The organism is Halomonas smyrnensis AAD6, assembly GCF_000265245.1.
Taxonomy (GTDB): Bacteria; Pseudomonadota; Gammaproteobacteria; order Pseudomonadales; family Halomonadaceae; genus Halomonas; species Halomonas smyrnensis.
In genome coordinates this window covers 133,923-147,130 of the sequence record NZ_AJKS02000006.1, presented here as the reverse complement: position 1 = coordinate 147,130, position 13,208 = coordinate 133,923, and the positions used below count along the sequence as shown (strand labels likewise).

Here is a 13,208-nt window from a genome sequence, read left to right as displayed (position 1 = left end):
ACCACCATGCCGATGGCCAGAGAGTGGCTGCTGCTGTCGCGCCTGCCCGGCCTCGGGACCGCGGGGCTGGCCGAACTCGCCGCCCGCGCCCCGGCCTGGCCCGAGGGCTGGCTGGCGGTGATGCCGGCCCCGGCGGCCAAGGCCCTGCGACTGTGGCTCGACCATCCCGCCAGGAGCCCGCTGACGGCCTCGCTCGACGCCGACGAGGCCTGGCTCGCCCAGGCCCCCGACCGGGCGCTGCTGCATCCCGATCATCCCGACTGGCCGGCGCCACTGGCCCAGATCGCCGATCCGCCGCCGGTGCTGTGGGCCTGGGGCGATCTCGGCGCGCTGGCGCCGCCGCGGCTGGCCATGGTCGGCACCCGCAAGCCGACCCGGGAGGGGCTCGCCAACGCCGCCGGCTTCGCCCGGGCGCTGGCCGAACGCGGCTGGGGCGTGGTCAGCGGCATGGCGCTGGGCATCGACGGTGCCGCCCAGCAGGCGGCGCTGGAGGCCGGCGGGCGCAGCGTGGCGGTGCTCGGCGGCGGGGTGGACGTCATCTATCCGGCCCGCCACCGCGCCCTGCACGAGCGGCTGCGCGGGCCGGGCGGCTTGCTGCTGTCCGAGCATCCGCCCGGCACCAGGCCCCACCCGGCCTTCTTCCCGCGCCGCAATCGCATCGTCACCGGGCTGTCCCGCGGCGTGCTGGTGGTGGAGGCCGCCGAGCGCAGCGGCTCGCTGGTCAGCGCCCGGCTGGCCGGCGAGCAGAGCCGCGAGGTGTTCGCCGTGCCGGGCTCGATCCACAACCCCCAAGCGCGCGGCTGCCTGGGGCTGCTGCGCGACGGCGCGGTGCTGGTGCGCGACGTCGACGACATCCTCGCCGAGCTGCCGGCCTGGAGCGCGCCGATGGAGCCACCGCCCGTGCGAGCCGAGCCGGCGGCCGCCGCGGGCGCCGACGACCCGCTGCTGGCCTGGCTCAGCGATACCCCGACGCCGGTGGATGCCCTGGTGAACCTCACCGGACTGTCGGTGGCCGAGTGCCAGCGCCGGCTGCTGGCCCTCGAGCTGGAGGGGCGCGCCGGCCCCGCCGCCGGCGGCTGGGTGCGCCTGCCGGGCCCCGGGGGAGCGTGGTAGAATCCCGGCCCATGTCGGACACCGCCGGATCCTCCATCATGACCCAGGAAACCTCCCTCGCCGCCGCCGTGGCCGCCCTGCGCGCCGGCGGCGTGATCGCCTATCCCACCGAGGCCGTCTGGGGCCTCGGCTGCGACCCCGACGATGCCACCGCCCTGACCCGGCTCTTGGACCTCAAGCGCCGCGACCCGGCCAAGGGCGTGATCCTGGTGGCCGCGGATATCGCCCAGCTGGCGCCCTGGCTGGAGGGGCTCGACGACGCCCGCCGGCAGGCCCTCGCCGAGCCCCGCGACACGCCGACCACCTGGCTGGTGCCGGACAATGGCCGGGCGCACCCGCTGGTGCGCGGCGAGCACGACCGGGTGGCGCTCAGGATCAGCGACCACCCCCTGGTCGCCGCCCTGTGCCGTGCCTTCGGCGGCCCCATCGTCTCGACGTCTGCCAACCGCGCCGGCGAGCCCTCGGCGATGAGCGCCGACGAGATCCATGCCGTCTTTGGTGAAGGGCCCGGCGGCGAGCTCGATGCCGTGCTCGACGGCCCCCTGGGCGGCCACGACCGCCCCAGCACCATCCGCGACCTGGTCACCGGCCGCGTGCTGCGCGACTGAGAGGTCGCTGGAGATATCCGGTGAATGAGCGCCGGGGACAAGCCGGCGCGAGGGGTTTTTGGCCATGGATGGCCAAAGTAGCGCCCAGGGAAGGGTTCATAGCGCCCTCGCACAGGCTTGGCGCCGGGAAGGCTCCTATTCCGTTTTCGCCGCTCAATACAAGGAGGCCCCGTGGCCTACGCCCATCTCGACCCCGTGAAGACCTATCTGCTCGACCTTCAGGACCGGCTGTGCGAGGCGCTGGCCGCCGAGGACGGCCAGGCGACCTTCCGCGAGGACGCCTGGGAGCGCGCCGAGGGCGGCGGCGGCCGCTCGCGGGTGATCGAAGACGGCGCCGTGTTCGAGAAGGGCGGCGTCAACTTCTCCCACGTGCATGGCGCGACCCTGCCGCCCTCGGCCACCGCCGCCCGGCCCGAGCTCGCCGGTCGCGGCTTCCACGCGGTGGGCGTGTCCTGGGTGCTGCACCCGACCAATCCCCACGTGCCCACCAGCCACGGCAACGTGCGCTTCCTGATCGCCGAGAAGGAAGGCGAAGACCCGGTGTGGTGGTTCGGCGGCGGCTACGACCTGACGCCCTTCTACCCGGTGCTCGAGGACGTGCGCCACTGGCACCGGGTGGCCCGGGACGCCTGCGCGCCCTTCGGCGACGACGTCTACCCGCGCTACAAGGCCTGGTGCGACGACTACTTCACTCTCAAGCACCGCGACGAGACCCGCGGCGTCGGCGGGCTGTTCTTCGACGACCTCAACGAGGGCGGCTTCGACGACTGCTTCGCCTTCCAGCGCGCGGTCGGCGACAGCTTCCTCGAGGCCTACCTGCCGATCGTCCGGCGCCGCCGCGAGACCGCCTATGGCCAGCGCGAGCGCGACTTCCAGCTCTACCGCCGCGGCCGCTACGTGGAGTTCAACCTGGTCTGGGACCGCGGCACCCTGTTCGGCCTGCAGAGCGGCGGGCGCACCGAATCGATCCTGATGTCTATGCCGCCGCTGGCGCGCTGGGAATATGCCTGGACGCCGGAAGCCGGCAGCCCCGAGGCGGACCTCTACGACAACTACCTGGCGCCCAGGGACTGGCTGGGCGAGCAGGACAAGGAGAACCCGGCATGACGGACCGCTACTGCGTCTTCGGCCACCCGATCGGCCACTCGAAGTCACCGGCCATCCACGCCGCCTTCGCCGAGCAGACCGGCGAGGCGCTCGAATACACCGCCATCGAGGCGCCGCTGGACGACTTCGCCGGCGCCTGGCGGGCCTTCGTCGAGGCGGGCGGGCGCGGCGCCAATGTCACCGTGCCGTTCAAGGAAACGGCCTACCGGCTGTGCGACGCGCTCACCCCCCGGGCCGAGCGCGCCGGCGCGGTGAACACCCTGATCCTCGAGGCCGACGGCCGCACCCGGGGCGACACCACCGACGGCGCCGGTCTGGTCGGCGACCTCAAGCGCCGCGGGGTGACGCTTGCCGGCGCGCGCATCCTGGTGCTTGGCGCCGGCGGTGCGGTGCGCGGCGTGCTGGAACCGCTGCTCGCCGAGGCCCCGGCGAGCCTGCACATCGCCAATCGCACCGCCGGCAAGGCCGCCGGCCTGGCCGCAGACTTCGCGGATCTGGGCCGGGTGAGCGGCGGCGGCTTCGAATCGGTGGAAGGCCCCTTCGACGTGGTGGTCAACGGCACCAGCGCCAGCCTCGGCGGCGACCTGCCGCCGCTGCCGAACGACCTGTTCGCCCCCGGCGCCACCGCCTATGACATGATGTACGGCGCCGAGCCGACGGTCTTCCTGCGCTGGGCCGCCGAGCGCGGCGCGGCCACCATCGACGGCCTGGGCATGCTGGTGGGCCAGGCGGCCGAGTCCTTCTCTCTGTGGCGCGGGGTACGCCCGGACGTGGCCCCGCTGCTGGAGGCGCTGCGCCGGGCGCTGTAGCGCCACCATGCCGCGATCAAGAACGCCCCGAGCCGGACGACGGCTCGGGGCGTTTTTATATGTGGCTCGATAAGGGGGCTGACTCAGGGCTCTCTATCCGCTCAGGGCTGTCTACAAGCTCAGGGCTGTCCGCAGTTCGGCGCCCGCCCGGCCTGGCGATAGCGCTGCAGCGCCTCGTCCATGCCGGACTCGAGCCCCGAGATGCGGTTTCCGTGGCTGGGGTGGGTGGACATCCACTCCGGCGGCTGGCCGCCGCCGGCGTTGGCCATGTTCTGCCACAGCGCGACGCTGGCCCGCGGGTCGAAGCCGGCATCGGCCATCAGCTTCAGGCCGATGGTGTCGGCCTCGCTCTCGTGGCTGCGCGAGAAGGGCAGCAGGATGCCGTACTGGGCGCCCATGCCCAGCGCCGCCATCACCTGCTCACCGCCGGCGCCTTCCAGGCCGGCGGCCGAGGACAGCACCGAGAGGCCGAGGTTGGTGGCGCTCTGGGTCGAGGCGCGCTCGTTGGCGTGGTGGGCCAGCACGTGGCCGATCTCGTGGCCGATGACCGCGGCCAGCTGGTCCTGATTCTCGGTGATCTCGAGCAGCCCGGTGTTCACGCCCACGTAGCCGCCGGGCAGCGCGAAGGCGTTGGCCGAGTCGTCCTCGAACACCCGCACCTGCCAGTTCTCCTGCTGCAGCTCGGCCGGCAGGGTGGCGACGATCTCCCGGGTGATGCATTGCGCGAGCCGGTAAGGGGCGCCGTCCACGGTGGTACGGTCCTGCTGATACTGGGCGAAGGCCTGGGCGCCCATCTGGTCGAGCTGATCGTCTGACATCAGGGTCAGCTGCGAGCGCCCGGTGGGTGAGGTGGTGCAGGCGGCCAGGGCGACGCTGAGCGTGCCCACGGCGAGACAGTGAATCCAGCGCATCGGAGTCCTCCTGGGGCCGGCCGTGGCAGGGCCACTGGACGGCGAATAAGGGTTCGCCACAAGATACCCCCCACGCCTGCAAGATCAACCACAAAACCCGCCATCATGGAGGACGCTCATGGACGATGAATTGTCGCAGCGCCTGCTGTCGCTGCTGGCTCGCGTCGAGCCCTGGCTGCCGCCGGCCGCCGAGGCGGTCGACTGGACGCGCGACGTGGCCGCGCTGTGGGAGCGCCACGCCCTGGGCGGGCGGCTGGTGCCGGTGCCGCCGCGCGACGCCCTGGCCCTCGACGACCTGCTCGGCATCGAGCGCCAGAAGCGCCAGCTGGTCGACAATACCCGCGCCTTCCTGCGCGGTCATCCGGCCAACCACGCGCTGCTGTGGGGCGCCCGGGGCAGCGGCAAGTCGTCGCTGGTACGGGCGCTGCTCAATGGCCTGGGCGGCGAGGGGCTGCGGCTGGTGCAGGTGGATCGCCACGATCTCGGCGCGCTGCCGTCGCTGGTGGCCCAGCTGCGCCACCTGCCGCACCGCTTCGTGGTCTATTGCGACGATCTCTCCTTCGAGCAGAACGACGATGCCTACAAGGCGCTGAAGAGCGTGCTCGACGGCACCCTGACCGGCCCGCCCGAGAACGTGCTGCTCTACGCCACCTCCAACCGCCGCCACCTGCTGCCGGAGTCGATGGCCGACAACGACGCCACCCGCCTGGTCGGCGAGGAGCTCCACCACGGCGACGCCGTCGAGGAGAAGATCTCGCTGTCCGACCGCTTCGGGCTATGGCTGGCCTTCCATCCGTTCTCCCAGGACGCCTACCTCGAGGCCTGCGAGCACTGGACGCGGCGCCTCGGCGAGGCGGACGACTGGAGCGACGAGGCGCGGGCCGAGGCGGTGCGCTACGCCACCCTGCGCGGCGGACGCAGTGGCCGGGTGGCCTGGCAGTTCGCCTGCCAGTGGATCGGCCGCCAGCGCCTCTACGATCAGGGTTCCGATAACCAGAGCTGATCGCCCGGCGTGATCGCCAGCTCGCTGCCCTGCGGCAGGTCGCCGGTGCGGGCCATCTGCCGGGCCAGGTCGAGCAGCGGCGACCGCCTCGGGGTGACAGACGCAGACCGCCGGCCCGAGGGCCGGCGGTCTGCGCTATGGGCGAGCGTGCTATCGGCGAGATTCGCCCGCGCGTCGAGCGTCGACGGATGGCGACGCTGCCTGTCGTCGTCGGGCGACGTCAGCGACGACCGCGGCGCGATTCCTTGGTGCGGTCGAGCTCGCGCTTCTTGGCCTTCTCGCGGTCGCTGGCGCCGGCCATGTGGTCGTAGGGGTTCTTGCCCGAGCGGAACTCGAAGCGCATCGGCGTGCCGCGGACCTTGAGCACCTTGCGGAAGGTGTTGGTCAGGTAGCGCTTGTAGGCCTCGGACAGCGATTCGGTCTGGTTGCCGTGCACGACGATGATCGGCGGGTTGCTGCCGCCCTGGTGGGCCATGCGCAGCTTGATGCGGCGGCCATGGATCATCGGCGCCGGATGCTGCTCCACGGCGTCGTGCAGGATGTTGGTCAGGCGGTTGGTCGACCAGTGGCTGTTGGCCGAGGCGAAGGCGCGCTCGATGGACGGGTAGAGATCGCCCACCGCGGTGCCGTGCAGCGCCGAGATGAAGTGCAGGTCGGCGTAGTCGGCGAAGCCCAGGCGGCGCTTGATCTGGGCGCGCATCTTGTCCTTGGCCTCGCTCTCCAGGCCGTCCCACTTGTTGACCGCCAGCACCAGAGCGCGGCCGCTGGTCAGCACGTAGTCGAGCAGGTGCAGGTCCTGTTCCACCAGCCCCGAGCGGGCGTCGAGCACCATGATGGCGACATGGCACTCCTTGATCGCCTCAAGGGTCTTGATGATCGAGAACTTCTCGGCGGTCTGGCTGACGTTCTTGCGCCGCCGCACGCCGGCGGTGTCGACCAGCACGTAGGGCTCGCCGCGCCGCTCGAAGGGAATCTCGATGGCGTCGCGGGTGGTGCCCGCCTCGTCGAAGACCACCACCCGCTCCTCGCCGAGCAGGCGATTGACCAGCGTCGACTTGCCGACGTTGGGGCGGCCGATCACGCCGATGCGGATGCCCTTGGTGCCGGTGTCGAGCGGGATGTCGGCGTCGCGCTCGGGGAAGGGCGTGAGCACCTCGTCGATCAGCGCGGTGACGTTGCGGCCGTGGGCGGCGGCGATCGGATGCGGATCGCCGAGGCCGAGCTGCCAGAAGTCCGCCATGGCGGAGTGCTCTTCCAGGCCGTCGGTCTTGTTGACCACCAGCCAGGTCTTCTTCTGGTTGATGCGCAGGTGGTTGGCGATGGCTTCATCGGCCACGTTCAACCCGCTGCGGCCGTCGACCAGGAACAGCACGATGTCGGCCTCGTCGATGGCCTGCAGCGACTGCTCGGCCATGGCCGCGTCGATGCCTTCCTCGTCGCCGCTGATGCCGCCGGTGTCGATCACCGTATAGGCCTTGCCGCCCAGCGCGCCGTTGCCGTACTTGCGATCCCGGGTCAGGCCCGGGAAGTCGGCCACCAGGGCGTCGCGGGTGCGCGTCAGGCGGTTGAAGAGGGTCGACTTGCCCACATTGGGGCGGCCGACCAGTGCGATCACGGGATTCATGGTTGCAGTTCCAGGGCCTCGAGGCTGCCGTCGTCGGCCAGGGCGTAGATGCGCTTGCCGTCGGTGAGCGGGGCCACGCTGATGGCGTCGTCGATCTCGGTGCGACCGACCAGGCCGCCTTCGCGGGCGTCGATCAGGTGAAGGTAGCCCTCGAAGTCGCCGACCACCAGGCGGCCGTCGGCGAAGGCGGGGTCGGTCAGCTCGCGGCCCTCGAGCTCGTCGAGCCGCCACAGGGTCTCGCCGCTGGCGGCGTTGAGCGCGATCACGTGACTGGCCTCGTCGACCACGAACAGGAAGTCGCCGACCATGACCGGGCTGCGATAGCTGGAGATGTCGCGGGCCCAGAGGATCTCGCCGGTGGTGGCCTGCAGGGCCGCCAGGCGGCCGTTGTAGCTGGTCACGAACAGCCGGCCGTCCTGGGTCAGCAGCGGCTGGCCGGCCAGGTCGACCAGGCGCTCGATCTCGCTGCGGCCCTCGGGCACGGCGATGCGGCGCTGCCACAGCGGCTGGCCGCCGCGGTTGTCGAGGGTGACCAGGCGGCCGTTGGCCAGGCCGGCGAAGGTCACCTGGTCGATCACCCGCGGGGTGCCGGTGTTGCGCAGGGTGAGGGCGGGGCGGCTGCCGCTGTAGACCCAGCGCTCGGCGCCGCTTTCGCGGTCCAGGGCGGTCACGCTGCCGTCCACGGCCTGCACCACCAGCAGCTGGCGGTTGGCCTGGGGCGCGGCCAGCACCTCGCTGTTGACGCGGGTGCGCCACAGCACCTCGCCGTCGGACTGGTCGAGGGCCAGCACCTCGCCGTTGCGGGTGCCGAGATAGACCTGGCCGGCCACGGCGGTGAGGCCGCTGGAGGCGGCGGCATCGAGCTCGATGCGCCAGCGCGGCTCGCCGCTGTCGGCGTCGATGGCCTCGACCAGGCCACTCTGGTCGGCGGCGAACAGCAGGTCGCCGTCCCGGGTCGGGGCCAGCGGATAGCCGCCCTGACCGATGCCGTCGCCGACCTGTCCTTCCCACAGGGTCTCGACGCTGGTGGTGCCCGCGGTGTCGCCGAGCTCCTTGGGCGGATACTCGGGCTCCACCTGGCCGGCGCAGCCGGTCAGCAGGCCGAGCGCGGCGGTGGCGGCGATGGCGAGTGTGGTCTTGCTCATGAGGTCTCCTCGACGCCCAGATCGTCCAGTTTGAGTTGCACACCGTAGAGCGGCTGGTCGCCGGTCTCGGAGAGGCTCAGGGCTTCCTGCCAGGCCTCGCGGGCGGCGTCGCGGTCGCCGAGCGCCAGATGGGCGTCGCCGCGGATGTCGGCGCGCTGGGCGGCCAGCGGGGTCGGCAGGTCGCCGTCGAGGGTCGCCAGCGCCGCCTCGGCGTCGTCGCCGGCCAGCTGCAGGCGCGCCAGGCGCAACCGCGCCACGCCCTGCAGGTAGGGGCGGTCGCCCTCGGCGACCAGCGCCTCCAGGGTGGCTTCGGCGGCGTCCAGCTCGCCGGCGCCCACGGCCACGCGGGCGTCCATCAGGCGCGCCAGGTCGGCGTAGAGGCTGTCGCCGTGATCCTCGACCAGGCTCGTCGTCAGCTCGTCGATGCGCTGGCGGGCGCCGTCGTCCAGGCTGTCCTGGCTGCTCAGGGTCAGCACCTGCTGGTAGGTGGCCGAGGCCGCCTCGGCCTGGCCGGTCTGGTAGTCCTGCCAGGCGTTCCAGCCGAAGACCCCGGCGGCGGCGATCGCCGCGCCGGCGATCAGCGAGGTGCCGTTCTCCTTCCACCAGCGCTTGATCGCTTCGACCTGTTCTTCTTCCGTTCTCATCTCCGCCACGGGCGGTCTCCTTGTCGGTTCCAGAGCGTCAGGCGTCGCCTGCCAGCAGGGAGGCGAGGGTATCGGCGAGGGCGTCCTGGTCGAGGCGCTGCTGTTCGCGGTCCTCGCGCAGGAACTTCAGCGTCACGGCGTTCTCGGCCAGCTCGTCCTCGCCCAGCAGCAGGGCCAGGCGGGCGCCGCTCTTGTCGGCCTTCTTGATGCGGCTCTTGAAGCTGCCGCCGCCGCAGTGCAGCTGCACGCCGAGCTCGGGCCGCGCCTCGCGCAGGCGCTCGCCCAGCAGCAGGGCGGCCGACTCGGTGGCGTCGCTCATCGGCAGCAGGTAGACGTCCAGGTCGCCGCGGGCCTCGTCGGGCACGAGGTCCAGGGTGTCGAGCAGCAGGATCAGGCGCTCGATGCCCATGGCGAAGCCGACCGCCGGCACGGCCTTGCCGCCGAGCTGCTCGACCAGGCCGTCGTAGCGGCCGCCGGCGCACACCGTGCCCTGGCTGCCCAGCGCGGTGGTGGTCCACTCGAAGACGGTGCGCGAGTAGTAGTCCAGGCCGCGGACCAGCCGCGGGTTGACCACATAGGCGATGCCAGCGGCGTCGAGCATGGCGGTCAGGCGCTCGAAGTGCCGCTTCGATTCCTCGTCCAGGTGGTCCATCAGCCGCGGCGCGTCGGCCAGCATCGGGGCCATGTCCGGGTTCTTGGAGTCGAGGATGCGCAGCGGGTTGGTCTCGAGCCGGCGGCGGGAGTCCTCGTCGAGCACGTCCAGGTGCTGCTGGAAGTAGGCCACCAGGGTGTCGCGGTAGGCGGCGCGCGCCTCCGGCGAGCCCAGGGAATTGAGCTCCAGGGTGACGTGCTCGAACAGGCCGAGCTGCTTCCACAGCCGCGCCGAGAGCAGGATCAGCTCGGCGTCGATGTCCGGGCCCTCGAGGCCGAAGGTCTCCACGCCGACCTGATGGAACTGCCGGTAGCGGCCCTTCTGCGGGCGCTCGTGGCGGAACATCGGGCCCTGGTACCACAGCCGCTGGGTCTGGTTGTGCAGCAGGCCATGCTCCATGGCGGCGCGCACGCAGCTCGCGGTGCCCTCGGGACGCAGCGTCAGGCTGTCGCCGTTGCGGTCCTCGAAGGTGTACATCTCCTTCTCGACGATGTCGGTGACCTCGCCGATGGAGCGCTTGAACAGCGCGGTCTGCTCGACGATGGGGGTGCGGATCTCGTCATAGCCGTAGCGGCTCATGAGGGTGCGCACCTGGCCCTCGAAGTACTGCCACAGCGGGGACTGCTCCGGCAGCAGGTCGTTCATGCCACGAATGGCCTGGATCTTCTTGCTCAATGCTGGCTCCTTGTCGGTACGCCTCAGGCGTCCCGGGCGATGACATCCTGCTCGGCTTGCTCTTTCTCGCGGACCTTGTCGCGGATCATCCGCTCGAGGTCGTCGACCAGGTGGTCGTTGCGCAGCTTGCTGGCGGGCTTGCCGTCGATGTAGACGAGGTTGGCGGGGCTGCCGCCGGTCAGGCCGATGTCGCTTTCCTTGGCCTCGCCCGGGCCGTTGACGACGCAGCCGATGACCGAGACGTCGAGCGGCGTGAGCACGTCGTCGAGGCGTTCCTCGAGTTCGTTCATGGTGCCGATGACGTCGAAGTTCTGGCGCGAGCAGCTCGGGCAGGCGACGAAGTTGATGCCCTTGGCCCGCAGGCGCAGGCTCTTAAGCATGTCGAAGCCGACCTTGATCTCCTCGACCGGATCGGCCGCCAGCGACACGCGGATGGTGTCGCCGATGCCGTCCATCAGCAGCATGCCGAGGCCGATGGACGACTTGACGGTGCCCGAGCGCAGCCCGCCGGCCTCGGTGATGCCGAGGTGCAGCGGCTGCTCGATGCGAGCGGCGAGATCGCGGTAGGCGGCCACGGCCATGAACACGTCGGAGGCCTTGACGCTGACCTTGAAGTCGGGGAAATCGAGGCGCTCGAGGTGGTCGATGTGGCGCATCGCGGACTCGACCAACGCTTCCGGGGTCGGCTCGCCGTATTTCTTCTGCAGGTCCTTCTCCAGCGAACCGGCGTTGACGCCGATGCGGATCGGGATGCCGTTGTCGCGGGCGGCGCTGACCACGGCCTGGACGCGGTCCTCGCGGCCGATGTTGCCGGGGTTGATGCGCAGGCAGTCGACGCCGAGCTCGGCGACGCGCAGGGCGATGCGGTAGTCGAAGTGGATATCCGCGACCAGCGGGACGTCGACCTCGCGCTTGATGCGGCCGAAGGCCTCGGCGGCGTCCATGGTCGGCACCGAGACGCGCACGATGTCGGCGCCGGCCGTTTCCAGCTGGCGGATCTGTGCCACGGTGGCCGCCACGTCGAGCGTGTCGGTGTTGGTCATGCTCTGGACGGAGATGGGGGCGCCGCCGCCGACCGGCACCTTGCCGACATGGATGCGGCGTGACTGGCGACGGGTAATGGGCGATGTAGCGTGCATGGTCGGACTCATTCTCCCAGAGTGAAACGGGCGACGTTGTTGGCGCCGGTGCGCGTGGTCAGGTCCACGGGCTCGCCGCGCCAGCTCAGCTCGACGCCGGTGGCGTTGCCGACGGTCAGGCGGAAGGGCGGTTCGCCCTCGACGGTGGCCGAGGTGCCGGGCTGCTGGAGGCCGACGAAGACGCGCGCGTCGGTGGCGTCGAAGATCTCGGTCCAGGACTGCTCGTTGAAGGTCAGCTCCAGCACCCCCGGGTCTGTGGACGGCTCGGCGGCGGTCTCGCGGCCGTCGTCGGCGTCGCTGCTGTCGTCGGCCGCGACATCGGTGTCGGCGTCGGCGGTGGCCGGCTCGTCGCCGTCGGCGGCTGCTGCGTCGGCGGCGGACTCGCCCGCGCTGTCGGCGGCGTCGGTGCCGGCGTCAGTTTCGGCATCGGCCTCCTCGGCGCGGGTGGTGGCGACCTCCTGGGTCCAGTCGCCGGGGGCGTCGCCGCCCTCGGTGATGGTGGTGCCGTCGAGGCTGTCCACCGCCACCGGGGCGTTGTCGCCCGGCGTGGGCGGCTCGCTGCCGCCGCGGCTCTGCCACCACATCAGGGTCAGGCCGACCATGCCGGCGATCACCAGCAGGGTGGCCAGCCGGAACAGCCAGGCGCCGAGCTTGGAGGGCGGCTTGTTGACCACGTGCACGGGGGTGACCTTGCTCTCCTGCTCCTCGCCGCCGCTGCGGGCACGGTAGGCGGCCAGCACCGGCGCGGGGTCGATGCCCAGCAGGTTGGCGTAGCTGCGCAGGTAGCCACGACGATAGGTGGCGATCGGCACCTCTTCGTAGTCGTCGCGTTCCAGGCCGTCGATCACGGCCGGACGCAGATTCAGGGCCTCGGCGACCTCATCGCGCGACAGCGCCATGGCTTCGCGCTGGCGGCGCAGCAGCTCGCCGGGCGAGGCGGCAACGTCGGGCTCCGAATAAGGGGTGTCGCTCATGGCGTAGCATCCTTCATGGGAAAACGGGGTCAGGGTGCGTCACCGGATACCGCCGACCGCCCGCCACGCGCGCCCGCCAGGTCCGCCGACAGCTGCCGCGTCGCCGGCGAGGGGCCGGCCAGGCGCAGGTAGCTCTCGAGCTGCTGCTCGGCGATCGCGTAGCGGCCCTGGTCGACTTCGAGCTGGGCGAGGCGCAGATAGCTGTCCGCGCGCCGCGGATCGATGCTCTGGGCCCGCTGCAGGCTGCGGCGGGCGGCCTCGACGTCGCCGAGTCGTCGCTGGCACTGGCCAAGGTTGGTGAACAGCTGGGCGCGATTGGCGTACTGGGTATCGGCGGCGGCCTGCTCGAGCTGGTGGCAGGCCTCGCGGATGCGCCCCTGATCATACAGGAAGGCGGCATAGTTGTTGCGCGCCCGTGTCAGGTCGGGGTCGGCGTCGAGCGCCCGCCGGAAGGTCTCGTCGGCGAGCGCGTCCTCGCCCTGGCGCTGGTAGACGATGGCCATGGCCTGCAGCGCCTCGGGGGCATCGGCATCGATCTCCAGGGCGCGGTCCAGGGCCGACAGCGCGCGAGGCAGGTTGTTGCGCTCCAGGTAGGCGGTGCCGAGCCGGGTATAGGCGGCGACGGGATCGCCGCTCTCGGCCGCGGGCGTGGTCGCGCCGGGCTGGGTGGCACAGCCGGTCAGCCAGAGGGCGCTCGCCAGGACGACGGTGACGGATAACTGTCGGAAACCGGGCGGGCGGCGTGTCATGGCATCCTCGCTGGGCGGCGGCACGGGCCTGTCGGCCGTTGGTGAAAAAGGCCCG

Annotated in this window: 13 protein-coding genes; 5 read left to right on the top strand and 8 right to left on the bottom strand. The window is 71.6% G+C overall.

Annotated features, from left to right (window positions below; translation table 11 throughout):
- Positions 1-6 precede the first annotated feature (6 nt).
- From dprA to aroE, 4 genes are all read left to right on the top strand, one after another.
- Positions 7-1,113, top strand: coding sequence for a DNA-processing protein DprA (gene dprA / locus UYS_RS0208995; protein WP_016855178.1), 1,107 nt, complete (start codon positions 7-9; stop codon positions 1,111-1,113).
- A gap of 38 nt (positions 1,114-1,151) precedes the next feature.
- On the top strand, positions 1,152-1,721 hold the full coding sequence (gene tsaC, locus UYS_RS0208990) for an L-threonylcarbamoyladenylate synthase type 1 TsaC (RefSeq protein WP_026068440.1): 570 nt from the start codon (positions 1,152-1,154) through the stop codon (positions 1,719-1,721).
- 171 nt (positions 1,722-1,892) lie between these two features.
- Positions 1,893-2,828 (top strand): oxygen-dependent coproporphyrinogen oxidase, encoded by a 936-nt coding sequence (gene hemF, locus UYS_RS0208985; RefSeq protein WP_016855176.1) that lies wholly within the window; start codon positions 1,893-1,895, stop codon positions 2,826-2,828.
- Complete coding sequence (gene aroE / locus UYS_RS0208980) at positions 2,825-3,637, top strand: shikimate dehydrogenase (protein WP_016855175.1); 813 nt, start codon at positions 2,825-2,827, stop codon at positions 3,635-3,637. The genes hemF and aroE overlap by 4 nt, the downstream gene beginning before the upstream one ends.
- 119 nt (positions 3,638-3,756) lie before the next feature.
- Here the strand turns inward: aroE and UYS_RS0208975 are convergent, their stop codons facing one another.
- Positions 3,757-4,548: a M48 family metallopeptidase gene (locus UYS_RS0208975; protein ID WP_016855174.1), complete on the bottom strand. Its 792-nt coding sequence runs from the start codon at positions 4,546-4,548 to the stop codon at positions 3,757-3,759.
- Positions 4,549-4,666: 118 nt separating this feature from the next.
- Between UYS_RS0208975 and UYS_RS0208970 the strand changes: the two genes are divergently transcribed.
- On the top strand, positions 4,667-5,551 hold the full coding sequence (locus UYS_RS0208970) for an ATP-binding protein (protein ID WP_016855173.1): 885 nt from the start codon (positions 4,667-4,669) through the stop codon (positions 5,549-5,551).
- A 220-nt stretch (positions 5,552-5,771) separates the two neighbouring features.
- Here UYS_RS0208970 and der read toward each other — a convergent pair whose 3' ends face one another.
- From der to pilW, 7 genes are read right to left on the bottom strand one after another with little or no spacing between them, the layout of a single operon-like run.
- Complete coding sequence (gene der / locus UYS_RS0208965; protein ID WP_016855172.1) at positions 5,772-7,175, bottom strand: ribosome biogenesis GTPase Der; 1,404 nt, start codon at positions 7,173-7,175, stop codon at positions 5,772-5,774.
- On the bottom strand, positions 7,172-8,320 hold the full coding sequence (gene bamB / locus UYS_RS0208960) for an outer membrane protein assembly factor BamB (RefSeq protein WP_016855171.1): 1,149 nt from the start codon (positions 8,318-8,320) through the stop codon (positions 7,172-7,174). Before bamB ends, der begins: the two co-directional genes overlap by 4 nt.
- Positions 8,317-8,973, bottom strand: coding sequence for a YfgM family protein (locus UYS_RS0208955; protein ID WP_016855170.1), 657 nt, complete (start codon positions 8,971-8,973; stop codon positions 8,317-8,319). Before UYS_RS0208955 ends, bamB begins: the two co-directional genes overlap by 4 nt.
- 28 nt (positions 8,974-9,001) lie before the next feature.
- Positions 9,002-10,291 carry a histidine--tRNA ligase gene (hisS, locus tag UYS_RS0208950; RefSeq protein ID WP_016855169.1) on the bottom strand — a complete coding sequence of 430 codons (1,290 nt, stop codon included), beginning with the start codon at positions 10,289-10,291 and terminating at the stop codon, positions 9,002-9,004.
- A gap of 23 nt (positions 10,292-10,314) precedes the next feature.
- The gene (gene ispG / locus UYS_RS0208945) at positions 10,315-11,430 is read right to left on the bottom strand and encodes a flavodoxin-dependent (E)-4-hydroxy-3-methylbut-2-enyl-diphosphate synthase (protein WP_016855168.1); all 1,116 of its coding nucleotides are present in this window, start codon (positions 11,428-11,430) and stop codon (positions 10,315-10,317) included.
- 8 nt (positions 11,431-11,438) lie between these two features.
- Positions 11,439-12,404, bottom strand: a complete 966-nt coding sequence (locus UYS_RS0208940) for a RodZ domain-containing protein (RefSeq protein ID WP_016855167.1) — start codon at positions 12,402-12,404, stop codon at positions 11,439-11,441.
- A gap of 29 nt (positions 12,405-12,433) precedes the next feature.
- Complete coding sequence (gene pilW / locus UYS_RS0208935) at positions 12,434-13,153, bottom strand: type IV pilus biogenesis/stability protein PilW (RefSeq protein WP_016855166.1); 720 nt, start codon at positions 13,151-13,153, stop codon at positions 12,434-12,436.
- Positions 13,154-13,208 lie beyond the last annotated feature (55 nt).